The following is a 25,070-nucleotide window of genomic DNA, read 5'->3' as shown; positions in this document are numbered from 1 at the left end:
CTGTCCCGGAAGGCCGTCTGCCGTTCGAGAACGAATGCGCAAGGAGCCGCTCACATCACGTGAGCGGCTCCTTGCGTGTCTGCGAACAGCGAGGCGAAAACGGCGCGTCGGTCCGGCGGACAGTCCTCGGGGCGGTGGGCAGCCTCGGGGCGGACGATCAGCCGTTGGCTGCGGCGGTTCCCTCTGTCGAGGCGGCGTCCTCGCTGGGCACGTTCGACGGCGACTCGGAAGGCACGTACTCCTCGTAGTAGGGCAGAGTGTCCGTGAGCAGCTGGGCCTCGATCGTCTTCTCCTCGCCGCCGACCTTGACCGTGACGTCGACGAGATCGCCGGGTTCGGCCTTGAGCTTGTCGACGGTGACGACGTCCTTGCTGGAGGTCGCCGGGCTCTTGGGATCCTGGACGAAGGTATCGCCGGCCTTGACCGATTCGGTGACCGAGGTGCCGGCGACCTCGACGGACACCTTGGCGGTGGAGTCACCCTTGTTGATCAGGGTGAAGAACAGCTGTGCCGGGCCCTTGCCGGACTCGTCCATGATGAGCATGAGCCCACGGACCTCGACGTCACCGACGGTGCCCCAGGCCCCGTCGCCGCCGTTGTAATGGTATTCGGCGGTCTGATGGGGAGACAGCAGGCTTGCACATCCGCTGACGGGAATGACGAGAGCGAGTGCGGCAACGGCGAGAGCCGCGCGGTTGTGCCGTTTCATTATGCTCCTTGAAGTGGCAATACAAGATCAGTCTGTATACTACCCGGTTTTTGACCTGCTGTAGAACCGGCTCCGTCACCTGGATGAGGTTCCGCGATGGGGCGTGTGGGGCAGCTGCCGTGGAAGGCGCGGATGTGAGAAGGCGCGGATGTGAGAAGGCGCGGTTCGCAGCGCCTGAGGCGTTCGTCTCGGTATCCGTCCTCGGCGGCAATGCGCCCGATGACGATGTTCCCGCTGGCGAGGGGGTCGGGGCCGCTCCGGAATGAGGTCGAGGAGCGGAGCCTAGCACGATGTTTCATGACTCTGAGCGATTTCTGTGGCGAGCCTCATGGTAAACTGGGATTCCGCGAAAGGGGTTTGAAGAGAATATGAGTTTCCAGGTCGGCGACACTGTTGTCTATCCACATCACGGTGCAGCGACAATCCAAGAAATCAAGAAGCGATCCATCAAAGGTGAGGAGAAACTGTATCTCAAGCTCCAGGTCGCCCATGGTGATCTAGTGATCGAGGTCCCGGCCGAGAACTGCGACCTCGTCGGTGTGCGAGATGTCGTCGGTGAGGAAGGCGTGGAGAAGGTCTTCAATGTCCTCCGCGCGGAATTCGTCGAAGAGCCTGCCAACTGGTCCCGCCGGTACAAGGCCAATCTCGAGAAGCTCCAGTCCGGAGACGTCATCAAGGTCGCCGAGGTCGTCCGCGATCTCTGGCGTCGCGAGCAGGACCGCGGCCTGTCGACCGGTGAGAAGCGCATGCTCTCGAAGGCTCGGCAGATCCTCGTCTCCGAACTCGCCCTGGCTGAGAAGAAGGAAGAGTCCGAGGCAGAGGCCCTGCTGGACGAAGTGCTCGCATCCTGAGCACCTGTGTCATCATCCCGGCCGCAGGGTCGGGAACTCGCTTGGGCGGCGCTGAGCCGAAGGCCTTCGTCCGTGTGAACGGGCGGAGCCTGCTGGCCCGCAGCCTCGACGCGATCAACTCCTCGGGAGTCGCCTCCACAGTCGTGGTCGCGGCTCCCGAGGAGTTTCTTTTCCGGGCACGCGAAGAAATCGCCGCGGTAACCGCGAATACTGAATGCAGAATGTCAATCACAGCCGTAGCAGGCGGAAATGACCGCACGGAATCAGTGCAAATTGCCTTGAAACACGTCGGCGATGCCGAATTCGTGCTCGTCCACGACGCGGCACGCTGCCTGACCCCGCCCGAGGTGTTCCGACGTGTGCTGGCAGCAGTGCGCTCAGGCGCCGCGGCGGTCGTTCCGGTCCTGCCGATGATCGACACCGTCCGTCGTGCAGTGCCGGCAGATTCCGGTTCGAGCCGCGCAGGTGCGAGCGAGAGTGCTAGGCCGCTGGTGCAGGTGTCCTCCGGTTCCAGGGAAAGACTGAGCGGAGCTCTCGAACGCGCAGACCTGCGCCGAGTGCAGACGCCTCAGGGTTTCAGGACCGAAGTCCTCCTGCGCGCCCACGAACAGCACCGGAGGGACCCCGACGCGGTGAGCGACGAAGAAGCCGCAGCAGTCGGCGGGGCTGCGCCGACGGACACGGTGCCTGCAGCCGGCGGGGCTGCGCCGACGGATGACGCGGGGCTGGTCGAACGCCTCGGCTTCGACGTCGTGGCCGTGCCCGGTCACGAGGAGGCGTTGAAGATCACCTATCCGCTCGATCTGCTCCTCGGTGAGCAGCTGGCGCGAATCAGGGATGAGGGCACCGGAGCCGCGCCCTTGACGTCAGACACAGGCTCTCCGGCGACAGGCACTGATTCCCCGGCGACGGACACTGATTCCCTGACGAGAGACTCAGGAGAGCAGCGATGACTGCAATCATTCCCCGCATCGGCGTCGGCGTCGACGTGCACGCCTTCTCCCCCGATCCTGCACGCGAGCTCTGGGTCGCGGGTCTCCTGTGGCCGGGACAGGCCGGTCTCGAGGGACATTCGGACTCGGATGTGGCCGCCCATGCCTGCTGCGATGCGCTGTTCTCCGCAGCCGATCTCGGCGACCTCGGGCGGCACTTCGGCGTCGACCGTCCGGAACTCGCCGGAGCCCCGGGGACCGACCTGCTCGCCGAGGCGGCCCGAATCGTCCGTACGGCCGGTTTCGAGATCGGCAACATCGCCGTCCAGGTCATCGGGAACCGCCCGAAGATCGGTGCCCGGCGCTCCGAGGCCGGGCATGTTCTGTCGGCCGCAGCCGGTGCCGCGGTGTCCGTCGCGGGCACGACAGCAGACGGTCTCGGGCTGACCGGTCGCGGCGAGGGGCTGGCCGCCATCGCCAATGCCCTGGTGTACCCGAGATGACCGGGCGAGCAGAATGAGAGTGCTGTTCCAGGGTGCCGGGGCCATCGGCCTCGCCGGGGCCGCGCTCTTCACCGACGCCCACGAGGTCGCCGTCGCAGGCCGCGCGCCCGCGTCGGGTCCGCGTGCGTCCTACCCGCGTCGGGTGGGAAGACCCGAGCCGGGCGGATCAACCCCAGAGGGGGCGCGGGCGGGCCAGAGGGCGACCGAAGTGGCAGCGACCCGACGCGTCACCGTCACCGACTGGGCCGGCGCCGCGGGTGTCTGGGACCTCGTCGTCCTCTCCACTCGACCGGGCGACCTCGACCCGGCAGTCGCCTCGGCGATTCGCGAGATCGCTCCGAAGTCCATCGCGATCACCAGTCAGGTCGAAGGCGACCTCGACCGCGCGCGGTCCGAGTTCCCCGCCGCCGAGGTCGTCGTCCTCGCACCGATGTTCCTGTCCGAACGCCTCGGCGAGGAAGCTGCGCCGGACGGGCGGGAGGTGCGTTATTGGGCACCCGCCGACCTGCCGAGGTTCCTCCTCGCGGGCCAACGGGAAGCGGTGCGGCGTCTCGTGCGCGGGCTCGGACGTCTCGTCCTTCCGGCCCCGATCGCCGCGGCAGTGGTGCCGCCTGCAGTGTTCATCCCCTATGTTGCGGAGCTGAGCATCCACGGCGGCAATTGGGCACGGCTGAAGGCGCACCTGCACCGTCCCACGCAGGCCGCCGCCGAGGCGGTGCGTGCCCGGCTCGGACTGCCCGTGCCGATGTCTGCGGTCATCGCACGAGGTGTGCTCGAAGCGATTGAGTTCGCCGTCCCGATCGATGTCACCGCCTACGCCGGACGCCACTTCGGCCGGCACGTGGATCAGACGCGGAACATGCTCACCGGCTGGGGAGCGGGGACGAACGAATCGCCGGCCCTGGAGGCGCAGATCGCGGCACTGAATCGTCCTCGGCACTGACCGTGACCGCGCCCGGGCTCGGCACGTGACCGCGCCCAGCCTCGGCACGTGACCGCGACCAGCCTCGCCACGCGACCGCGCCGGCTCGGCACGTGAGACGGTCCCGACTCAGCACACGAACACACCTGGGACCGGGATCTGAGGCAGCTCGGACTCAGGCCTTCGCGGCGCGACTGCGTTTGGTGACGACGAGGCCGACGAGGTAGAGCGCGGCGACGAAGATCAGGGTGCCGACGATCTGGAAGCGGACGGATTCGACGGTGAGGCCGAGGATGAGGATCGTGGCGATGCCGGCCAGTGCGGCATAGGACAGCCAGGGGAAGAGCCACATCTTCAGCGGCAGCTCCTGCCCGGCGGCCTCGGCGCGGTGGCGCAGGATGATGTGCGAGACGAGGGTGACGACCCAGGTGACGATGAGCGTCGAACCGACGATGTTGAGCAGGAGGCCGAGAACCTCCTCGGCCCAGAAGTAGTTGAGCGCTACGGCGACGAAACCGAACGCCGAGGTCGCCAGCACCGAGGCGATGGGAACGCCGCGACGCGAGGCCCGTCCGAAGGCGGCCGGCAGCATCCGACGCTGGGACATCGAGAAGGACATGCGGGAGGCCCCGTAGATGTTGGCGTTCATCGACGACAGCAGCGCGATGACGATGACCGCCCCGAGCAGGGCGGCGACGACCGGCAGTCCTGCGGTGTCGAGGACGGCGACGAACGGCGAGTCGGCCAGGCGCGGGTCCGTCCAATCGAGGACGAGGACGATGATCGCCACTGACCCGATGTAGAGGCCGAGGATGCGCCAGACGATGGTCTTGATCGCCGTGGTCACGCTGTGGCTCGGGTCCGCGGTCTCGGCCGCCGCGACGGCGACGATCTCGATGCCTCCGAAGGCGAAGGCGACGACGAGGAGACCGGCGGCGACTCCGGAGACACCGGTGGGCATGAAGCCGTCGGCGAAGATCTGCGCGGGCGGCTCCGCGGGAGTCCAGCCGAGGAGGTAGGCGATGCCGAGGATGACGAACAGCGCGACGAAGGCGACCTTGAGCAGGGAGAACCAGAATTCGAACTCGCCGAAGCTGCGCGCGGGGGTCAGGTTGATCGCGGTGAACACGACCATGATCGCCAGGGCGATCACCCATTGCGGAACGACGGGGAAGACGCCGGCGAGGATCTGTGCCGAGGCGGTCGCCTCCGCGGCGACGACGAGGCAGAGCTGGATCCACCAGAGCGCGCCGACGGCGAAGGCCGCGGAGGGGCCCATCGCCTTTCCGGCGTAGTGGGAGAACGCTCCCGGGTTCGGATCGGCAGCGACGAGCTCTCCGAGGGCCCGCATGACGAAGATGACGATGAGCCCCGCGACGACATAGGAGATGAGGACGGCAGGGCCCGCTGCCTGGACGCCGGCGCCGGAGCCGACGAAGAGCCCGGCCCCGATCGCCGAGCCCAGACTCATCATCACGAGGTGGCGGGGCTTCATCCCCGCTTTGAGGCCCGTTGCGGCCTCCGCGGAGCCGGAGGCGTCCGAGCTTGCGGGTGAGGATGTCGTGTCGCGCGGAGCCGGGGGCTCTGCGGGCTGCTGAGACTGTGATTCGGGCACCCGACGAGTCTATCGTTCGAGCGTTCGAATCGCCCGCGCGTCCGCTTTTCGGTTCTGCCCGGTCTCCCGGCTTCTGCAGGAGCCGGATCTTCGGCACTGCAGAGGCAGGGCAGGGCCCGTTCGTTGAAACGCGGCCCCCGGTTCGCAGTGTACCGGGGGCCGCGTGCTGTGCGAGGGCGATCAGTGTCCGCGCTTGATCCAGTCGTCGAGGGCCGGACGCTCGGCCCCGATCGAGGTCGAATCGCCGTGTCCGGTGAGCACGACGGTCGCCTCGGGCAGCGGGAAGAGCACGTCGCGGATCGACTCGATGATCGTCTCGAAGCTCGAGTACGACCGGCCGGTGGCGCCGGGCCCTCCGTTGAACAGGGTGTCGCCGGAGAACAGCACCGGGCCGACGGCCCGACCGGCACCGGCCGAGACCGGAGCGGGCAGCCCGGTTTCGACGAAGAAGCACGTCGAACCGGGGGAGTGGCCCGGGGTGTGCAGAGCCTTGAGGCGGACACCGCCGACGTTCCAGGTGTCGCCGTCGGCGATCTGCCCATCGGGCCGGTAGCTGTCATAGGTCATGTCCCACAGGACGTAGTCCTCGGGATTGAGATAGACGGTGGGGTTGCCGACCCGCTGTGCGAAGTCGCGGACGACGCCCACATGGTCGTCATGCCCGTGCGTGAGCAGGATGGCCTTGACCTCCCGGGATCCGACCGCCTCGGCGATGGCGTCGACGTCGTGGGCGGGGTCGATGACGATGACCTCGGAATCGTCGCCGATGATCCACACATTGTTGTCGACGTCGAAGGTCTCGCCGTCGAGGGAGAAGGTGCCTGAGGTGACGAGATGTTCGATCGCAGTCATCAGAGTTCCACCACCGATCGCAGCACCCGGCCCTCGGCCATCTTGTCGAACGCCGCCTCGACGTCGCCGATGCCGATGCGTTCGGACACGAACTTCTCCAGGGGCAGGCGGTCCTGCTGATAGAGGTCGACGAGCATCGGGAAGTCGCGAGCGGGCAGGCAGTCGCCGTACCACGAGGACTTGAGCCGGCCGCCTCGGCCGAACACGTCGAGCAGCGGGACGGTGAGCTCCATCTCCGGGGTGGGAACGCCCACCAATACGACGGTCCCGGCGAGATCGCGACCGTAGAAGGCCTGGCGCCAGGTGGCGGGCAGCCCCACCGCGTCGATGACGACATCGGCGCCGAAGCCTCCGGTGCGCTCCTGGATGGCGGCGACGACCTCGTCCTCGCTCATGCCCTTGGTGTCCACGACGTCGGTGGCGCCGAGGTCCTTCGCCCAGTCGAGCTTCTTCTCATCGATGTCGAGGCCGATGATGGTCCCGGCGCCGGCGAGTGCCGATCCGGCGATCGCGGCGCATCCGACGCCGCCGCAGCCGATGACGGCCACGGTCTTGCCGCGTGTGACCTCACCGGTGTTGATGGCGGCGCCGATGCCTGCCATCATCCCGCAGCCGAGCAGGCCGACGACGGCCGGATCGGATTCGGGGACCTTCGTGCACTGTCCGGCGGCGACGAGGGTCTTCTCGGCGAACGAGCCGATGCCCAGTGCCGCTTCGAGCTCGGTGCCGTCGGGCAGGGTCATCTTCTGCGAGGCGTTGTGGGTGGCGAAGCAGTACCAGGGCTCGCCGCGCCTGCAGGCGCGGCAGTCGCCGCAGATGGCGCGCCAGTTGAGGATGACGAAGTCGCCGACCTCGACGTTCGTCACGCCTTCGCCGATCTCGGCGACCACTCCGGCGGACTCGTGGCCGAGCAGGAACGGGTAGTCGTCGCTGATGCCGCCCTCTCGGTAGTGGAAGTCGGTATGGCAGACGCCGCACGACTTCACATCGACGATGACTTCGCCGGGCCCCGGATCAGGGATGACGATGTCGGTGAGTTCGACTGGGGCTCCCTTGCTGCGGGAGATGACGCCCTTGACAGTCTGTGGCATTGCGTCTCCTTCTGTCTTCGACGCCGGGTGCCGGCGCATGCCGTCACCCGAAATGGACGAGTGCACCCCGGGCAGGGTGCGCACACTCCCCACCCTAACCAAGCAGCCCTCCGCCGACCAGTGGTGCGTCCGCTCTCCGGGCCCGCGCCGAGGCGGTTGGCGATCCGGGTCTGCGATGGTTCGGGGTGAATGCCGGAGACGGCCCGATGCCGTGGCATCGAGCCGCCTCGCAGCGGTCGGGTCCTTCAGCTCAGTGCGGAGGGTCCCTCAGATCGGTTCGTCCTCGGCAGGTCACTCCTCGTCCGGGTGCTTGCGCAGGTGCAGGATCGCACCTGCCAGGCCGCCCCAGACGGTGACCATGGCGATGATCATCATGACGATTGCTGATGCGCCCATTTCAGGCCCCCTTGTTCTCGGTGGGAATGTTCTCTTCGGCGACGGAGTCGGCGATCGCCGCGTCCATCTCGTCGATGGTCTGCTTCGGCCACTTGATGACCGAGAGGATGATCGCGGCCACGGCCAGCAGACCGATCATGCCCCAACCGAAGGTACCGGTGATGAGGGCCGGATAGTCCTCGTACCCTTCGGTGAGGTAGGTCATGATCTGCGTGATGAGCATGTAGGCCAGGACCACGCCGGTGACCGAGATGAGGATCATCCAGGTCCATCCGAGCTTGAAGCTCGAGACCGCGTTGAGGTGACGGCTGAAGAGCGGCAGCTTCCGCAGCAGCCAGGCGACGGCGATGATCGCGAGCACGGCCGAGCCGACGATGCCGATGTTGTTCGCCCAGGCGTCCATGGTGTCGAGGGCGTAGAGACCGGTGATCGTGGGCATGAGCAGCAGCGAGATGATGGCCATGGCTCCGCCGACGAAGATCGTCGACGCGCGGTTGCTCATGCGGAACTTGTCGCGCAGGGCCTGGATCGGCACCTGCACGATCGAGATGAGCGAGGTCAGTCCCGCGAACACGAGGCAGGCGAAGAAGACGAAGCCGAAGATCGGACCGCCGGGCATCTCGGAGATCAGCGTCGGGAAGCCGACGAAGGCCAGCCCGATGCCCGAAGAGGCGACGTCGGCGACCTCGACGCCCTGCGCGGTGGCCATGAAGCCCAGAGCCGCGAAGATGCCGATGCCGGCGAGGATCTCGAACGCGGAGTTCGAGAAGCCGACGACGAGGCCGGCGCCGGTGAGGTTCGTCTTCTTCTTCAGGTACGAGGCATAGGTGATCATGATGCCGAAGGCGATCGACAGGGAGAAGAAGATCTGCCCATAGGCCGCGATCCACACCGCCGGGTCGGTCAGTGCTGCGAAGTCCGGAGTGAACAGCGCATTGAGGCCCTCGGCCGCGCCCGGCAGGAACAGCGACCGGATGACCAGTGCGAGGAAGAGGACGATGAGCAGCGGGATGAAGATCTTCGAGAACCCGGCGATGCCGTTCTGCACACCCATGAGGAGGATGCCGAGGACGATGACCCAGACGATGATGAGCGGGATGAGCACACCGGGGACGAACTCGAGCGAGACGCCCGGATCGCCCATCTTGAGGTACTCACCGAAGAAGAACCCTTCGGCATCGTCGCCCCAGGCCTCGCCGAGCGAGAAGAACATATAGGAACCGGCCCAGCCGATGATCGCGGCATAGTAGATGCCGATGACGACGGCTACGCCCGTGGAGAACCAGCCGATGGGTTCGGCTGCCTTGTGGGTCATCCGGTAGGCCAGGGGAGCCGAGCCCCGCGACCGGTGCCCCATCGCGTAGTAGAAGAAGAGGAGCGGGATGCCCGCGGTCAGCAGTGCGACGAGGTAGGGGATGATGAAGGCGCCGCCGCCGTTCTCATAGGTGACATAGGGGAAGCGCCAGATGTTGCCGAGGCCGACCGCCGATCCGATGGCCGCGAAGATGAACGCGGATCGGGAGACGAAGACCTCCCTCTGGGGAGATGACTTGATCGACATTGATGTCCTTTCCTGACCGGCCGCCTCTCTTCGCGGCCGAGTTCCACCCTCGCCGTCTCTTCCGTGAGACGACGGGAGCATGTGCGAAGACCGAGCGAAGATGGCTCTCACGTCGGTCTTCATTGCTTGCTTCCACTTTACTGGGAATCCGCTGGACAATGTGCCGTGCATCACGTGAGGTGCATAACAGTCCGATATCGAATGCGGTGAAACGGCGAATTCGGCCCGGCCCGGTAGACTGAGGGGGTGACTATCTCGCTCTACAACACCGCCAGCCGCACGACCGAAGAACTGCGTCCCGTCAACGCCGGTCAGGTGGGGATGTACGTCTGCGGCGCTACGGTGCAGGGCGAACCGCACATCGGACATCTGCGCTCGGCGTCGGTCTTCGACACCCTGCGACGCTGGCTGCTCTACAGCGGCTACCAGGTGACGATGGTCCGCAATGTCACCGACATCGACGACAAGATCCTGACGAAGTCCGTCGAAGAGGGCCGGGACTGGTTCGCTCACGCCTATAAGTACGAACGCGCCTTCACCGCCGCCTATGCCGCACTCGATGTGCTCCCGCCGAGCAGCGAGCCGCGCGCGACCGGCCACATCACGGAGATGATCGAACTCATCTCCCGCCTCATCGAGGCCGGTCACGCCTATCCCGCCCTCGATGGCAGCGCCGATGTCTACTTCGACTCCGCCTCATGGGCCGACTACGGTCAGCTGACGAATCAGAGACTCGAGGACATGGAGCTGTCCGAAGGCGCCGAACTGCGGGGGAAGAGGGACGCACGGGACTTCGCGCTGTGGAAGGCGCACAAGCCCGAGGAGCCGATCACCGCTTCCTGGCCCTCGCCGTGGGGCCGCGGGCGACCGGGTTGGCACATCGAATGCTCGGCCATGTCGACGAAGTACCTCGGCTCGCACTTCGACATCCACGGCGGCGGACTCGACCTGCGCTTCCCCCACCACGAGAACGAGCTCGCGCAGTCGCGAGCGGCCGGAGACGCCTTCGCGAACATCTGGATGCACTCGGGGCTGCTCAATGTGGGCGGCGACAAGATGTCGAAGTCGCTGGGCAACTCGGTCTTCGCCTCCGATCTCTTCGACCGTTTCAGCCCGCTGACGGTGCGCTACTTCCTCACGGGAGCGAGCTACCGGTCGACGCTGGACTTCTCGACTGCGGCGATGGAGCGCTCCGCGGCCTCCCTGGAGCGGCTGACGAACTTCCTCCAGCGCGCCCGCCAGACACTGGGCCCCGACTGCCCGCCGCTGCCTGATGTCAGCGACGGCTACGCCGGCCGCGGTGTCGACGTGCCTGTCGAATTCGCCGCCGCCCTCGACGATGACCTCGGCGTGCCGCGGGCGCTGTCCGTGGTCTTCTCGGCCGTCACCGAGGGTGCGAAGCTCCTCGACTCCGGTGCCGACCGTCAGGGGCTGGCCTCGACCGTCGCCGAGGTGGAGCTCATGCTCGACATCCTCGGCATCAATCCCAGCGCCGAGGCCTGGGCCGGTTCGGTCGCCGACGCGAAGGCGGAATCGGCGCTCGACTCCCTCATCGCCACGATGGCGAACCGACGCGCCGAGGCGAAGGCGGCGAAGGACTTCGCGACCGCCGACTCCATCCGCGACGAGCTCGCCGCGGCCGGCGTCGTCATCGAGGACACGGCCGACGGCTACCGCTACCACCTCGGCGAGGGCTGAGGAACTCGGACTTCGGTCGCCGGCACGAGCCTGCGACCCCAACGCATAAGGAATCACATGGCTTCCAATCCCCGCTCCGGCGGTTCGAAGAAGGGCCCGACCAAGGGCTCGGGCGGTAAGAACAGGCGCGGTCTGCGCGGCAAGGGCCCGACGCCCAAGGCCGAGGACCGTGTCTACCACAAGGCGTACAAGGCGGCGCAGCAGCGCAAGAACGCCAACGCCTCGGCACAGGCGAAGCGGAAGAAGAAGGAGAACGGCCCGAACATGGTCGCCGGGCGCAATTCCGTGCTCGAGGCGCTGCGCGAAGGCGTTCCGGCCACCGCGATGTATGTGGCCGGCCGCATCGACTCCGACGATCGCGTCCGCGAGTCGATCACCCTGGCCACTCAGCGCGGCATCTCGATGCTCGAGGCGAGCAAGCCCGACCTCGACCGACTCACCGACGATGCGATCCACCAGGGCATCGCCCTGCAGATCCCGCCGTACGAGTACGCGGACCCGTCCGACCTGCTCGAGTACGCCGCCGATCGAGCCGAGACCCCGCTGCTGGTCGCGCTCGACGGAATCACCGACCCGCGCAACCTCGGCGCGATCGTGCGCTCGACCGCGGCCTTCGGCGGGCATGGCGTCATCATCCCCGAACGCCGAACGGCTTCGATGACGGCTGCGGCATGGAAGACCTCGGCCGGTGCCGCCTCGCGGATCCGCGTCGCTCAGGTCGTCAACTTGGCCCGGGCCATCGACGAGCTGAAGAAACAGAATGTCTTCGTCGTCGGCCTCGACATGGACGGCGATGTGGATCTGCCCGAACTGACGTTCAGCCGTGACCCGCTGTGCATCGTCGTCGGCTCCGAGGGCAAGGGGCTCTCGCGTCTGATCTCCGAGAAGTGCGATCAGATCGTGTCGATCCCGATCGCGGCGACCACCGAGTCGCTCAACGCGGGCATCGCTGCGGCCGTGTCCCTCTACGAGGTCGCTCGCGCCCGCCGCCCCTGATTCCCGTACCGCCCGACGGCGGCCCTGGCCCCTGAAGTGTCTGACGGCGGCCCTGGCACCTCACGTGAGATGCCAGGGCCGCCGTGTGTCTGAGCGAGGTCGAACGAGTCAGGGAGGTCGGACGGTCCGCGGCGCTCAGGCGTCGACGGCGGTGCGGTAGTCGGCCTCGCTGAGGCGGCCGACGACCGAGTGGCGGCGGCTGTAGGTGAAGTAGACGAGAGCCCCGACCGCCATCCACACGCCGAAGACGATCCAGGTCCGGCCGCCGAGGTTGATCATGAGGGCCGCGCAAGCCAGTGCTCCGAGGGCCGGGACGACGGGACCGAAGGGCACCTTGAAGGACCGTTCGAGGTCGGGGCGCTTGAGGCGCAGGTAGATGACGGCGAGGTTGACGAGGAAGAAGGCGAAGAGCGTGCCGATGCTCGTGGCGTCGGCGAGTTCGCCCAGCGGGATGAACGCCGCGGTGATCGCCACCAGTCCGCCGACGATGAGCGTGCCTGCCAGGGGAGTGCCGGTGCGTCGGGACACGAGTCCGAAGACCTTCGGCACCATTCCGTCGCGGGCCATCGTCAGCAGGATGCGCGACTGTCCGTAGAGCACGGTGATGACCACGGAGAAGATCGCGAGCACGGCGGCCACGGCGAAGAGGAGGACGGCGAGGTCCGATCCGGTGATCTCCTCGACGATCTGGACCAGAGGAGCGTGCGCGGTCTCGAACCACTGCCACTGCCGGGCGCCGATCGCGGTCACGGCCACGAGCACGTACATCGAGGTCACGATCAGCATCGAGAAGATGATCGCTCGCGGCAGGTCGCGGCGCGGGTTCTTCGCCTCCTCTCCGGCTGTCGAGGCGGCATCGAAGCCGATGTAGGAGAAGAACACGCTCGAGGCGGCCGCGGTGACTCCGGCCGCCCCCATCGGCAGCATCGGAGCGAAGTTGCCGGCCTTGAACGCGGTGAAGGCGACGACGGCGAAGAAGACGAGGATGCCGAGCTTGACGAACACGAGGATCGTGTTGACCACCCCGGATTCCCTGGCTCCGCGCATGAGCAGCACGGTGGCCAGAGCCACGACGACGAGCGCGGAGAGGTTGATGATCCCCTCGGGGTTCTCCGCCAGCCCCGGCCCGGTGGTCAGGGACGCAGGCAGTTCGAGGCCGAAGACGCGCAGGGTCTCATTGACGTAGTCGGCGGCCCCGACGGCCACCGCAGCCACCGAGACCGCGTACTCGAGCACGAGGCACCAGCCGCAGACCCATGCCACCCCTTCGCCGAGGGTTGCATAGGAGTACGAATAGCTCGAACCGGAGACCGGCACCATCCCGGCCATCTCGGCATAGCTGACCGCTGAGAGCAGTGCGGTGACACCGGCGAGGACGAACGCCAGCCACACCGCGGGGCCGGCGATGGGCACGGCCTCGCCGAGGATGACGAGGATGCCCGTGCCCAAGGTGGCGCCGACGCTGATCATCGTCAGCTGGAAGACGCCGAAGGTCCTGCGCAGACCGCTCGATTCCCCGGCCTGCGAGTCCGCGGCCATGGCGCTGATCGATTTCCGCCGGCCCAGCTGTCGGAGCACTCCTGTGGAGGCGGTTGCCGATGGGCTGGAAGGAGTGTGCGAAGCGGTCATATGAATATTCTTGCATAAGCATGAATATCTTCTCGCGCGAGAGCTGCGAATTCACAGGCCGAAGCGGTCTGCAGCGTCGCCGATCTCACATGTCCGGGCCCTCAGACGTCGGGAGTGAACCGTCCGTCGTGGGCCATCCAGCCGCCGTCGACGAGCTGCGAATGCCCGGTGACATAGCTCGAGGCGTCCGAGGCGAGGAACAGGACGGGGCCTGCGATCTCGTGCAGGCGGCCCCACCGGCCCAGGGCGGTCTTGTCCGCATAGGCGTCCCACCATGTGCTGTCGGCCTTGATCTGCTGGGTCAGCGGGGTGTCGAAGGGGCCGGGCAGGATCGCGTTGACCCGCACACCCCGGTCGCCGAGCTCGCTGGCCAGGGTCTTCGTCAGCTGTATGACACCGGCCTTGGCCGCGGCGTAGAGGCCCTGCCCCGGTTCGATCGCCAGGGCCCGGAACGAGGCGTAGGTGACGATCGACCCGCGGCCGCGTCTGCCCATCTCGCGACCGAACCCGCGCATCAGCCGGTAGGTGCCCTTGAGGTTGATGTCGATGACTCGGTCGAACTCCTCATCGCTCGTCGAGACCAGACGTTTGCGCACATTCGCCCCGGGCGTGACGACGAGGGCCTCGGCCTCGGCCCAGGCGGCGACGAGGGCGTCGACGGAGGCAGTGTCCGTGATGTCGACCGCGGCGGGCTCGGCCGATCCGGCGCCGCGGGCGGCGATGAGGTCCGCGGTCGCCTCGGCGCCTGCGGGATTGAGGTCGGCGGCGATGACATGCGCTCCGGCATCGGCGAGTCCGATCGCGCTGGCCTGGCCCAGTCCGGACCCGGCGCCGACGACGACGGCGGTGCGTCCGCTGAGGTCGAACAGGCCGGGGATCGACGGATTGTGCTCGTTCGTCGGCATCTGTTCCGGCGAGGCCGGGCTCTCATGGGCGGAACTGTCCTGGGTCTGCCTCTCTTCGGCGGAGTCCTGGTGGGCCAGGCTGTGCGGTGCGTCCGTCATCGGGGGTCCTTCCATGGGGAATCGGTGTGGAGGGACGCCGTCGTCGCCTCCGTCGAGTTCAAAGGTATGCCCGCGAAGGCGGCTCCGACGCGGCCGTTTCACCTTGTGGAACGTCGGCGGTCATCGTCCCCGGACTTGCTCGGATCGCTGCTGCGGGCGTGCTGGGATCGCCGCCGCCGGGCGAGCTCTCGGCCGAGGCTCAGAACTGCTCGCTGTCGACGTATCGGATCTCGTCGGGCAGGTTCGCGAGGTAGTCGACGATGAAGTAGGCGATGGCCTCCATGGTCGGGATGTCGCGCTGCCGGGCCCGGGCCATCGTGCGCCGATGCTCGGCGAATTCGTAGAAGATCTGCCCGGGCTCGAGCTTGCGGGTGAGGTTCTCCGGAATCGCCTGGATGAGCGGTTTGTAGACCTCTTCGAGCCACCGTCGGGCGGCCTGGGACTCGTCGAGTTCGTCCACCTCGGCGATCTCCGGGGCCGAGCGGAAGGAGTCGAGGTCGTTGAGCATCGCCCGCGCCTGGTTCTCGTTCGCCCCGATGCCGGTCAGGCGCAGCAGGCGCCTGGAGTGGTGGTTGGGTTCGACGACCTTCGGTTCGACGAGGAGGCTGATCCCGTCGATGTCGGTCGTCACGGTGAGCTCACCGAGATCGAAGCCGAGGTCATTGAGGCGGCGGATGCGCTCGTCGATGCGCCACCGCTCGTTGACGCTGAATTCCTCGACCCGGGTCAGCTCCGCCCACAGGGCGTTGTAGGACTCGCAGAGGCGCTCACCGGCCGCCAAGGGGTCGGTTTCGGCGGCGATGAGGCCCGCCGCCTGCAGGTCGAGGAAGTCGCCGGCGATGTTCATCCGCGCGATCCGCAGATCCATGTTCCGCTGGCCGTCGGAGAGCTGCTCGTGCAGCTCTCCGGTCTCCGCGTCGACGACATAGGCGGCGTAGGCGTCGGCATCGCGGCGGAAGAGCGTGTTCGACAGTGAGACGTCGCCCCAGTAGAACCCGACGAGGTGGAGGCGGGCCAGCAGCACGGCCAAGGCGTCGACGAGGCGGCCGCCGGTGTCGGTGGCCAAGTCTCGGGAGAAGAGCGCCCGATAGGGCAGGGAGAACTCGAGGTAGGCCGTGATGAGCGCGCCGTTGAGCTTCTCCCCGGACGCGGTTCTGCGACCGTTGACGTAGGCCCGCGGTTCGACGAGGGGGACGTCGAGGTTGCCGAGCGCGCCGAGGATGTCGAATTCGCGCAGCGCCTGCCGGTCGTCGGTCTCCTTGATCGCGAGCACCTCGTCGCCGATCTCCACATAGCGCACGACGTGGCGGGAGATGCCGCGGGGCAGTCCGCCGAGCAGCGTCTCCGGCCACTCGTCCAGCGGCAGGTGCCAGGGCAGCTCGGCCAGTGCGGCGCGATCGGCATGGTGGATGGCGTGGATCTCGGGCCCCGGGGCTCCGGGTCCCGAGGGGCGGGCCGGAGCGACCGTCGACGGTCGGATCTCCGCCGGGTCGGTCGGCTGTGACGGGGTGCCGGACACGGCTCAGGAGTCCGTGTCGGGCACCGAGGCCACGAGCGCCTCGGCGAGTTCCGGTGTCTCCACTCCGATGAGCCGACCGCGGTCGAGGAGCGCGATCCGGTCGCCGAGGACCTTCGCGTCCTCGAGATCGGACGTGGCGTAGATGGTGGTCAGCTCGAACTCCTGCTGCAGGTCCTTGATCAGCGACAGGGTCTCGGCCTGCTGTTCGGAGACGAGGTTGACCACGGGCTCATCCATGATGAGCACCTTCGGCTTGCGGACGACGGCCCGGGCCAGCGCCACGGTCTGCCGCTGCAGCCGCGTGAGGTCGCCGGGAACCGAATCGAGGATCTCCGTCAGCCCGATCTTGTCCATCACGGTCTCGACCCGCTCCCTGATCTCCTCGGCCGGGAGACCGTCGACGCGGAGCGCGAAACCGAGGTTGTCGCGCACGCTCATGTGCGGGTAGAGGGCGTAGCTCTCGAGCGCCAGCGTCACATCGCGGTCGTTGACGGCGGTGTGGGTGATGTCGACGCCGTCGATGAGGATCGTGCCGGTCTTCGGGGTCTCGAGGCCGTGGAGCATCCTCAGGATCGTCGACTTGCCCGAACCGGACGGGCCGTAGAGGACGAGGAACTCTCCGGTGTCGACGAAGAGATTGAACGGATGCACGGATTCGGATGTCGTGTTCTCGTAAATATGACTGAGGCCATTCAACGACACCGTTGACATGTGTCCTCCTCTAAGTAACTCGGTGAGCAGCTGGTCGTCGGTGACCTGGCGGGGATGCTCAGTCCCTCTCATACTAAAGGGTGGGCCGGTCGGGCGCTCATTCTATTCGACAAAGCGTAGAGTGATTCTCAGCACGATGCCGGTGCGCTGATGCACACACCTGCCGAAAGTAGACTGACGCACATGAAGGTCACGCTGGACGAGGTCGCCGCCCGGGCGGGGGTGTCCCTGGCCACGGTCTCACGTGTCCTCGGCCGCCGCGGCGCGGTCGCCGAGGCGACCCGGGCGAAGGTCCTCGAGGCGATGCACGAGCTCGGCTATTCGCGGTCGACGCTGCTCCATGACGCGCCGAGGCGGCTCGTGGCCGTCGGCGCCCCCGGCAATCCCGAACACTGGCAGGTCCAGGTCTGCACCCGTGTGGCCAAGGCTCTGCAGGACCACGATCTGCTCGTCACGCGGCCGCTCGTCGAAACCGATCCCGAGCCGCTGCGGATCGCGATCGATGCCGGCGCGGTCGCCCTCGTGACACCGACGCTGACGAGCCTGCACACCGACATCCCGTGCATCCGCGTCGACGAGCAGTCCGCCACGACCTCCGACGAACTCGGCCGACAGGTGACCGGGGGAGCGCAGACGGACGGAACCGCGGCGCGGGGAACGGCGACGGGCGCAGCGCCGGCGGGGGAGCCGGGAGGGCCGGCGGCCGGACCGGCCGGCGCGGATATCATCGCCGCCCGTCTCGATCTCGGCGGCGGGATGACTACGGCCTTCGAGCACCTGCGCGCGATCGGCCACCGACGGATCGGTCTGATCTGCAACGACAGCGGAGAATTGGCTGTGCAGCTGATCCGCCGCTTCCTCGCCGAGCATCCGGCGCGCAATCTCGGGCTCACTCTCGAGGACTGGATCGCGCGGGTGCCGAAGTCGTTCTCGGGCGGATCGCGTGCCGTGCTCGAACTCAAGGACGCGACCTGCACGGCGGTGATCGTGCAGTCCGCGCTGCAGCTGCACGGGGCCCTGCACGGGCTGCGCAATCGGCATCTGCAGGTGCCGCGGGACATGTCGATCGTCGGCTTCGGCGATTCGCCGACCATGAAGTTCACCGGCCCGCCCGCCACCGTCCTCGGCCTCGACCTCGAAGGCCTGTCGAACGCGCTGGTCGCGGCCACCCTCAACACTCTGCGCATCTCGTCGACAGGGCTGCCGACGGTGCCGCCGGTGTTCCGCCCGCGACTCATCGCCCGCACCTCGACGACGGCGGCCCGCCAGTGAACGAGCAGGAGACGAGCGGACCGACCTCGGGCGGGCAGCCGCCGGAGCATCGGCACGTCCGCCTCGCCGAGATCGCCGGCACGGCCGGGGTGTCGAAGGCCACCGCCTCGAGGGCGCTGCGCGATCCCGAATCGGTCTCGCCGGCTTCCTTGGCGAAGGTGAGGCAGGCCCTGGCCATCCTCGGCGCTGCCGGCCACAGCCCCGAGACGCGCGGGACCGGGCAGCGGGCAGAACCGGGCGCCGAAGCCCCGATGATCGCTCTCATCAAGCCCGCCGTGTCCGCAGGCAATGTCGATCCGTACTCCCGGTTGGCGGAGATCCTGACGAACCGGATGTTCGGTCTGCGCATCGCCGTCGTCCACATCGAAGCCGTCGCCGAACGCAATGAGGCTCTGGCCGAGACGATCCTCGGCGACGAACACGGCGGCCCGACGGTCTCCGGCGCCGTCGTCGTCGGCGGCGGTGCCGCCGGAGCGCTCGCCGGCATCCTCGCCGAGCGCGGGCTGCCGCTCATCCGCATCTCCAACGCCCGCCACGACGACGGGATCTCGCGCATCTACCTCGATGCCACCGGCGGCATCGACACCGCCGTCGCCCACCTAGTCCATCTCGGGCACCGTCGCATCGGTCTCGCGGTGCTGCGCGATTCGGCGGCACCGGCGCGCATCGCCGGATTCCGCAGGTCGATGGCCGGCATCCTCCACATCCCGGCGACCCGCGACCAGGCTCCCGTCGTCGAGGCGGCCGGGGGCACGATGGCCGGTGTCGCCGCCGCCGAGGAGCTCATCGACCTGCGCTGCACGGCCGTCATCGCCTGCGCGCCCTCGCTGTCCTTCGGCCTGCTCGAGGCCGCCCAACGGCTGCGGCTCGATGTGCCCCGGGACCTGTCGCTGCTCACGGTCGGCGACGTGCCGGACGCCGATGTCGTCGAGCCGCCGCTGTCACAGGTCGTCTACGACTGGGCGATGGTGGCGCAGTCGGCGATTGATGAGATCCGGGCCATGATCGCCGCCGGTCGGCAGCGGGTGCACGTGGACTACACGGTCGATCCGGATCTCGTCCTCCGTGCCAGTGCGGTCCCGCCGCAGCGACGCTGAGGACGAGCACCGGCGCAGCGCCCGCTGAGAACAGGACGGGGCGCGATCAGGGAAGCGGTGCGCCGAGGTGCTCGGCGCGGGAGGTCGCGAGGCGTGCGAGGAGGAGGGCGACGGCCCCGGGGTCGGCGATCCGCCATGCCGCGCCCGTGGGAGCGCGTCCGACCTTGACGGTCAGACCGGCGGCGACTGTCCGCGCGGTCGTGGGCGAGGGGTCGGTGACAGCGGAGTCCGCCGAGAGCTCCTTGAGGGCTGTGAATGCGTCCTCGTCGGTGACATCGTCGCCGAGATAGGCCATCGCAGTCGGCTCCTCGGCCCGGAACAGCAGCCGCACGCCGTCGCCCTTCGTCGCCTGTTTGACCGCGAGCTCGGTGATGTCGTGGCCTTCGATGATGCGGATGTCCGGATACTCCTGGGCCACCGCGATGGCATGTTCGTGCAGCGCATCGGCGAGCACCGGGTCGAATCCGCGGGTGTGGACGGTGCGCGAATAGGGTTTGGCCTCGACGCGGAAACCGGTGGCCGCGCTCTCGCCGGCCAGCGTGTGTTCGAAGGCCAGGATGTGGGCGTCGATGGCCGCGAGCATCTCCTCCTCGCGCGCCGAGAGGTCAGGCGAACGGGACGCCGCGGCGCCCCGACCGAGCTCCGCCTCGGCGCCGTGGGAGCCGATCAGCCACACGGCATCGCCGACCGCGGTGAGGCGTCGCAGGGTCGCGATGTCACGTCCGGACACCAGGGCGACCCGGGTGTGCGGCAGCTCTGCCAGCGCGGTGATCGCCGCCGCCGATTCCGGGACCATCCGCGAGGTCTCCGGATCATCCTGCAGGGGTGCGAGCACGCCGTCGAAGTCGAGGGCGATGAGCAGGGAATCGGCAGTGATGAGCTCACGCAGATCCACCTCGGCGGGGGTGGACAGGGCAGGGGTGAGCGCGGCCGGTCGTCTCGTCACTCTTCGGCTCCTAGCGGGAGGTGGAGATATCGGCGGCCCAACCGGCCTCTTCGGGCTGGTGGGCGCGATCGGATGGTTCGGCCGGAGCATCCGGCGCCAGAGCGGTCCGGCTCTTCTGCGTCACCGGCCGGTCGGGGACGATGTCCTCGGGATTGCGCTTGATGTGGGTGAGCTCGGCGAGGAAGTTCTTCGACCACTGGCTCACGGTGTCCGTGGTGACCTTCTTGCGCATCTGCCGCATCCGCCTCGTCCGCGTCCTCTCATCCATCTCGACGGCCTCGAGGATGCCGGCCTTGAGGTTGCCGATGTCGTGCGGATTGATCATCACCGCGCCCTTGAGCTGTTCGGCGGCGCCGGTGAACTCGGAGAGCACGAGGGCTCCGTCGTCGTTCTTCCGGCAGGCCACATACTCCTTGGCCACGAGGTTCATCCCGTCGCGCAGAGCGGTGACGAGCATGACATCGGCGGCGAGGAAGAACGCCGTCATCTCGTCCCGCGGGTACGAGTGGTGGAGGTAGCGCACGGGGATCGAGCCCACGTCGACCTGCTCACCGTTGATCCGTCCGACGGCGAGCTCGACGTCATGACGGATGATCTTGTACTGCTCAAGGCGCTCCCGCGACGGGGTGGCGATCTGGATGAGCACGACGTCCTCGACATTCAGGCGGCCCTCGGCGAGCAGCTCGCCGTAGGCCTTGAGCCGGTGCCGGATGCCCTTCGTGTAGTCCATGCGGTCGACGCCGAGCATGACGACCTTCGGATTGCCGACATCCTCCCGGATCTGCCGCGCCCGCTCGACGATGTCGGGATCCTCGGCGAGCTCCTCGAGGTAGGGGGTGTCGATGGAGATCGGGAACGCCTCGGCGCGCACGACGTGCGCCGACAGCGATTCGCCCTCCGGGACGGTGACGGTCGATCCCTTCGTGGTGAAGCCCAGCCGACCTCGGACCGCGCGGCGGAAGTTCGCCGCATCCGCCGAACGCTGGAAGCCGACGAGGTCAGCGCCGAGGAGTCCGCGGAGGATCTCGTCGCGCCACGGCAGCTGGGCGAAGAGCTCATAGGGCGGGAATGGGATGTGGTTGAAGAAGCCGATCGCCACATCGGGGCGCAGTCGGCGCACCATGAGCGGGACCAGCTGGAGCTGATAATCGTGGATCCACACCGTTGCGGACTCCGCGGCCGTCTCGGCGACCTTCGCCGCGAAGCGCTCGTTGACCCGCACATACGCGTCCCACCATGTGCGGTGGTACTCGGGCGGGACGATGACATCGTGGTAGAGCGGCCACAGCGTGGCGTTGGAGAAACCTTCGTAGTACCTGCGGACATCCTCACTCGTCAGCGTCACGGGAGTCAGGTGCATGCCGTCGATGCTGAAGGGGGCGAAGTCCTCATCGGGAACCCCGGTCCATCCGATCCACGCGCCCTCCTGGGCCTTCATCACAGGAGCCACCGCGGTGACCAAACCCCCAGGTGAGGTCCGCCATCCGCCGTTCTCTCCGTCGGGATCACGGTCCACGGGAAGACGGTTGGCCACGACGACGAAATCGCTGTCGCCGAAGTGGGTTTCAGTGCCGGGCTCGGCAGAGTTGACGGTGCTCATCTGCGCCTCCTCCTGTGTCGGTCCTTGGAATGAACTGTACTCGCTCGACTAGGCTTGGCCAGGTGATGGATCAGGATCTCGGCGGATACCGCCTCATCGAGGAGCTCGGCTCGGGCGGCATGGGCGTCGTCTACCTCGGTGTCGACGGCGGGAACAATCCCGTCGCGGTCAAGGTCCTCCACCCCCACATCGCCAATGACGAAACCGCGCGCAAGCGTCTGGCCAGGGAAGTCAGAACACTGCGGAGGATCCGCCATCCCCGCATCGCCGAGGTGCTCGACGCGGAACTCGATTCGGCGCAGCCCTTCATCATCACAGAGTTCGTCGACGGTCAGACCCTGTCCGACGACGTCCGCGACAACGGTCCCTTCGCCGAGGACGAACTCGTCCACTTCGGCCATGCCCTCCTCGACGCCCTCAACGCCGTCCACGAGGCCGGCGTCATCCATCGGGACCTCAAACCCGCGAATGTGATGATCATGGACGGCGAACCCATGGTCATCGACTTCGGCATCGCCCAGGTCGCCGACGAGGTGCGGGTGACCGCGACCGGTCTCGTCATGGGCACCCCCGGATACCTGTCCCCGGAGATCGCCGACGGCAAGAACTCGAGCGAGAAGACCGACTGGTGGGGGTGGGCGGCGACCATGGCCTTCGCCGCCACCGGCCGCAACCCGTACGGCACGGGACCGCTGGAGGCGGTGCTCGGACGGGTCGCGATGGGCAAGTTCGACCTCGACGGGGTGCCGAGGCACTTCGTGCCCCTCATCGGCGCCTGCCTCGACCCGAAGCCGGAGCGCCGCCCGTCCGGGCAGATGATCCTCGACGCTCTCGTCGACATCGAGTCCGGACGGATGCCGCAGCTCGGTTCGGGCCCGAGCGGGGGAGGGACGCACCGTTCCCCGAGCGGGACTGCGGTCATGCCCGCCGTCGACGACGGGCCCGGCGCTGCGGCGCTCGGCGGGGCGGCGTTGGGAGGCGCGGCCGGGGCCGCCGCAGGATACGGAGCCGCGGCCGGTCAGCGCGCTGCGCACGGCGGGCATCCGGGACCCGGCCACCCGCAGGCGGATCCGAGCATGCGCGGCCAGCCGAACTACCCGGGTGCCAGTCGCCCGGTCAACCACAGCGGTCCGGGCCACGGGCAGGGAAGTCAAGGGGGTCCCGGGCAGACGAGCTGGCAGCCGCCTCAGCAGGGGAGCGCGCCGCCGGTCGGAAGCCCCCACGGCAGCATCCAAGCCGGCCCGGGCTCACCTCTGGCCGGGGCCGATCTCGGCCGATCGGGCTTCGTCCAGCCCGGACAGGGATACCCCGGCCAGAACGGCCGAGCCATGCAGCCCGGCGAACAGGGCCCCTGGCAGGGCGGTCCCGGCGGTCAGGTCGTGCAGCCGGGCAGCCAGCCGATGCAGCCGGGCGGACAGCCCGGCCACCCGGCCGGGCAGCCCGGCTATCCCTGGGCGCCGATGACCTACAGGCGAGTGCGCAGCGGCGGCTGGGTCGTCTTCGGCCTCATCGTGCTGGCTGTGGCCGTCATGCCGCTGAGCCCCCTCGTCATCTGCCTCGTCGCTCTGCTCTGGTCGATCCTCGCTCGCACCGGCACGCGCGTGGACCGGAAGGTCCAGCGGTACCGGTTCGATCGCGGAATGGAAACGGGCGGATTCGGCCGCGCGCTCGCCTCGGCGCCGGGGGCCGTTCTGGCCTCGGTGCTGACCTCGATCGCCTCGCTCATCCTGCCCGCGATCGCGGCCGTCGCCACGCTCGTGCTCACCCGCCTCGACATCGCCGGAATCGTGCCCAGCGGGGCGTCCGAGCAGTGGTCGGTGTGGGCGGCCGGCGCCGCCGGTGCACTGGTGCTGTGGGTCGGCCCGGGCGCGTCGAGCCTGCGCTATGGTTCACGGCTGCTCGTCTCGGGGGCCACGCGCAATCAGCTGGGGCGGCTCATCGCCCTGGCGGTGATCGCTCTGCTCATCGTCCTCGGCATCATGGTCGTCCAATCGGGGGCGGACATGTCCTGGTGGCCGCTGCCGGTCAGCCCCTTCGACTACCTCCCCGGCCCCGTCTAGCCGAACCTTGAGCATCTCTGGGAATCGGCTCGAGAGCGGTTTCGGTACAGTGGTGCCGTCGGGTCGCGGCAGCGGTCCCGCACCGTTCGGGCCCCAGGCCGCACCGATGTCAGACGATCCAACGTGAGGAACAATGGCGAAGAACAGCTCCGGAGACGACAAGCGGAACAGAGCGCGTGAGAACGCCCGCCAGATCGCGGCGAATCAGGCGAAGAAGGAGAAGACCGCCAAGACCATCCTGTACGTCGGCATCGCCATCGTCATCGTCGCGGTCCTCGGTGTGGTCGGCGTGCTCATCTTCCAGCAGAACAAGCCCGCCGTGAGCCCTGAGAACTATGTCGCCGACGGCATCACCGTGGCCAAGGACGACACTCTCGTGCAGCCGAAGAAGATGCCCGAGGGCGAGGAATCGGATCTGCCCGCGCCGAGCGAGGCCGGGGTGAAGAAGGACGCGGCTACGGTCACCGTCTACATCGACTTCCAGTGTCCCGGGTGCAAGGCCTTCGAAGAGGGCAATTCCTCGATGCTGAAGAAGCTTGCCGACGAAGGATCGATCGTCGTCAACTACAAGCCCGTCTCGATCCTCGACCGCATGTCCAGCGGCAACGAGTACTCGACCCGTTCGGCCAACCTCGCCGCCTGTGTCATCGACAACCAGCCCGAGGTCGCCGTGGACCTGTTCGATGCTCTGTTCGCCCAGCAGCCCGAAGAGGGCGGCAACGGCCGGACCGACGCCGAGCTGCTCAAGGTCGCCGAGGACGCCGGCGTCGACACCTCGAAGAAGCTCAACGCCGATCCCGAGCAGACCGTGAAGTCCTGCGTGACCGAGCAGACGTTCAAGAAGTTCGTCGAGCAGTCGAGCCAGACCGCTCTGGACGACGGAGTCGAGGCGACACCGTGGGTGCTCATCAACGGCAAGCACACCGAGAACACCAGCGACCCGCAGGCCCTGGCCACCGAGATCCTCAAGGCCACCGGAGAGTTCAAGGGCTGATCCGCAGGGCCCTCAGCCAGTCGGATGAGAAGGCCGGTCCCCGCCGAGGTGGGGCCCGGCCTTCGCCGCGCGTGGGGCGAGTGAGTGCTCGGCCTTCGCCGTGCGTGGGGCC

At 67.9% G+C, this 25,070-nt stretch carries 22 protein-coding genes; 10 read left to right on the top strand and 12 right to left on the bottom strand.

The window, feature by feature from the left end; all coding sequences use genetic code 11:
• Positions 1-157: 157 nt before the first annotated feature.
• The gene (locus IHE57_RS03675; protein ID WP_209370881.1) at positions 158-709 is read right to left on the bottom strand and encodes a hypothetical protein; all 552 of its coding nucleotides are present in this window, start codon (positions 707-709) and stop codon (positions 158-160) included.
• A 368-nt stretch (positions 710-1,077) separates the two neighbouring features.
• On the opposite strand from IHE57_RS03675, the gene IHE57_RS03670 reads away from it, so the two are divergent.
• Genes IHE57_RS03670 through IHE57_RS03655 form a run of 4 tightly spaced genes read left to right on the top strand, consistent with a single transcriptional unit; the run spans position 1,078 to position 3,938 of the window.
• Positions 1,078-1,560 (top strand): CarD family transcriptional regulator, encoded by a 483-nt coding sequence (locus IHE57_RS03670; protein WP_135539215.1) that lies wholly within the window; start codon positions 1,078-1,080, stop codon positions 1,558-1,560.
• Positions 1,554-2,513 (top strand): IspD/TarI family cytidylyltransferase, encoded by a 960-nt coding sequence (locus IHE57_RS03665; RefSeq protein ID WP_436627479.1) that lies wholly within the window; start codon positions 1,554-1,556, stop codon positions 2,511-2,513. Before IHE57_RS03670 ends, IHE57_RS03665 begins: the two co-directional genes overlap by 7 nt.
• Positions 2,510-2,995, top strand: coding sequence for a 2-C-methyl-D-erythritol 2,4-cyclodiphosphate synthase (ispF, locus tag IHE57_RS03660; protein WP_209370879.1), 486 nt, complete (start codon positions 2,510-2,512; stop codon positions 2,993-2,995). Before IHE57_RS03665 ends, ispF begins: the two co-directional genes overlap by 4 nt.
• 13 nt (positions 2,996-3,008) lie before the next feature.
• Entirely contained in the window at positions 3,009-3,938 is a 930-nt protein-coding gene (locus IHE57_RS03655; RefSeq protein ID WP_209370877.1) for a hypothetical protein, read from the top strand.
• Between the two features lie 154 nt (positions 3,939-4,092).
• On the opposite strand, the gene IHE57_RS03650 is transcribed toward IHE57_RS03655, so the two are convergent.
• The 5 genes from IHE57_RS03650 to IHE57_RS03630 all read right to left on the bottom strand — a co-directional run bounded on the left by IHE57_RS03650 (position 4,093) and on the right by IHE57_RS03630 (position 9,432).
• On the bottom strand, positions 4,093-5,412 hold the full coding sequence (locus tag IHE57_RS03650) for an amino acid permease (protein ID WP_209370985.1): 1,320 nt from the start codon (positions 5,410-5,412) through the stop codon (positions 4,093-4,095).
• A 300-nt stretch (positions 5,413-5,712) separates the two neighbouring features.
• Positions 5,713-6,384 carry an MBL fold metallo-hydrolase gene (locus tag IHE57_RS03645; RefSeq protein WP_209323888.1) on the bottom strand — a complete coding sequence of 224 codons (672 nt, stop codon included), beginning with the start codon at positions 6,382-6,384 and terminating at the stop codon, positions 5,713-5,715.
• Positions 6,384-7,475, bottom strand: coding sequence for an S-(hydroxymethyl)mycothiol dehydrogenase (locus IHE57_RS03640; RefSeq protein ID WP_209370875.1), 1,092 nt, complete (start codon positions 7,473-7,475; stop codon positions 6,384-6,386). The genes IHE57_RS03645 and IHE57_RS03640 overlap by 1 nt, the downstream gene beginning before the upstream one ends.
• A gap of 291 nt (positions 7,476-7,766) precedes the next feature.
• Positions 7,767-7,871: a methionine/alanine import family NSS transporter small subunit gene (locus IHE57_RS03635; RefSeq protein WP_209323886.1), complete on the bottom strand. Its 105-nt coding sequence runs from the start codon at positions 7,869-7,871 to the stop codon at positions 7,767-7,769.
• A 1-nt stretch (position 7,872) separates the two neighbouring features.
• Positions 7,873-9,432, bottom strand: a complete 1,560-nt coding sequence (locus IHE57_RS03630) for a sodium-dependent transporter (RefSeq protein WP_209370873.1) — start codon at positions 9,430-9,432, stop codon at positions 7,873-7,875.
• A 246-nt stretch (positions 9,433-9,678) separates the two neighbouring features.
• Here IHE57_RS03630 and cysS point away from each other — a divergent pair, with 246 nt between their 5' ends.
• Positions 9,679-11,130: a cysteine--tRNA ligase gene (gene cysS, locus IHE57_RS03625; protein ID WP_209370871.1), complete on the top strand. Its 1,452-nt coding sequence runs from the start codon at positions 9,679-9,681 to the stop codon at positions 11,128-11,130.
• Positions 11,131-11,187: 57 nt separating this feature from the next.
• Complete coding sequence (rlmB, locus tag IHE57_RS03620; RefSeq protein WP_209370869.1) at positions 11,188-12,126, top strand: 23S rRNA (guanosine(2251)-2'-O)-methyltransferase RlmB; 939 nt, start codon at positions 11,188-11,190, stop codon at positions 12,124-12,126.
• Positions 12,127-12,261: 135 nt separating this feature from the next.
• Here the strand turns inward: rlmB and IHE57_RS03615 are convergent, their stop codons facing one another.
• The 4 genes from IHE57_RS03615 to IHE57_RS03600 all read right to left on the bottom strand — a co-directional run bounded on the left by IHE57_RS03615 (position 12,262) and on the right by IHE57_RS03600 (position 16,989).
• The gene (locus IHE57_RS03615; RefSeq protein WP_209370867.1) at positions 12,262-13,755 is read right to left on the bottom strand and encodes an amino acid permease; all 1,494 of its coding nucleotides are present in this window, start codon (positions 13,753-13,755) and stop codon (positions 12,262-12,264) included.
• A 101-nt stretch (positions 13,756-13,856) separates the two neighbouring features.
• Entirely contained in the window at positions 13,857-14,660 is an 804-nt protein-coding gene (locus IHE57_RS03610; protein WP_209370983.1) for an SDR family NAD(P)-dependent oxidoreductase, read from the bottom strand.
• 298 nt (positions 14,661-14,958) lie between these two features.
• Positions 14,959-16,278, bottom strand: coding sequence for a DUF4032 domain-containing protein (locus tag IHE57_RS03605; RefSeq protein WP_366933840.1), 1,320 nt, complete (start codon positions 16,276-16,278; stop codon positions 14,959-14,961).
• Positions 16,279-16,281: 3 nt separating this feature from the next.
• Positions 16,282-16,989, bottom strand: coding sequence for an ABC transporter ATP-binding protein (locus tag IHE57_RS03600; protein ID WP_253719870.1), 708 nt, complete (start codon positions 16,987-16,989; stop codon positions 16,282-16,284).
• Between the two features lie 183 nt (positions 16,990-17,172).
• Here IHE57_RS03600 and IHE57_RS03595 point away from each other — a divergent pair, with 183 nt between their 5' ends.
• Positions 17,173-18,261, top strand: a complete 1,089-nt coding sequence (locus IHE57_RS03595) for a LacI family DNA-binding transcriptional regulator (protein WP_209370863.1) — start codon at positions 17,173-17,175, stop codon at positions 18,259-18,261.
• Positions 18,258-19,358, top strand: coding sequence for a LacI family DNA-binding transcriptional regulator (locus tag IHE57_RS03590; RefSeq protein WP_209370861.1), 1,101 nt, complete (start codon positions 18,258-18,260; stop codon positions 19,356-19,358). The genes IHE57_RS03595 and IHE57_RS03590 overlap by 4 nt, the downstream gene beginning before the upstream one ends.
• A gap of 46 nt (positions 19,359-19,404) precedes the next feature.
• Here the strand turns inward: IHE57_RS03590 and otsB are convergent, their stop codons facing one another.
• Positions 19,405-20,304: a trehalose-phosphatase gene (gene otsB / locus IHE57_RS03585; RefSeq protein WP_209370859.1), complete on the bottom strand. Its 900-nt coding sequence runs from the start codon at positions 20,302-20,304 to the stop codon at positions 19,405-19,407.
• A 10-nt stretch (positions 20,305-20,314) separates the two neighbouring features.
• Entirely contained in the window at positions 20,315-21,904 is a 1,590-nt protein-coding gene (locus tag IHE57_RS03580; protein WP_209370849.1) for an alpha,alpha-trehalose-phosphate synthase (UDP-forming), read from the bottom strand.
• 65 nt (positions 21,905-21,969) lie between these two features.
• Between IHE57_RS03580 and IHE57_RS03575 the strand changes: the two genes are divergently transcribed.
• Complete coding sequence (locus tag IHE57_RS03575; protein WP_209370979.1) at positions 21,970-23,964, top strand: serine/threonine-protein kinase; 1,995 nt, start codon at positions 21,970-21,972, stop codon at positions 23,962-23,964.
• 133 nt (positions 23,965-24,097) lie between these two features.
• Positions 24,098-24,958 (top strand): DsbA family protein, encoded by an 861-nt coding sequence (locus IHE57_RS03570; protein WP_209370847.1) that lies wholly within the window; start codon positions 24,098-24,100, stop codon positions 24,956-24,958.
• Positions 24,959-25,070: the final 112 nt, after the last annotated feature.

This window comes from Brevibacterium renqingii (genome assembly GCF_017808105.1).
Classification (GTDB): Bacteria; Actinomycetota; Actinomycetes; order Actinomycetales; family Brevibacteriaceae; genus Brevibacterium; species Brevibacterium renqingii.
The sequence above is the reverse complement of the archived record's forward strand: the minus strand, read 5'-3'. Positions and strand labels throughout refer to the sequence as shown.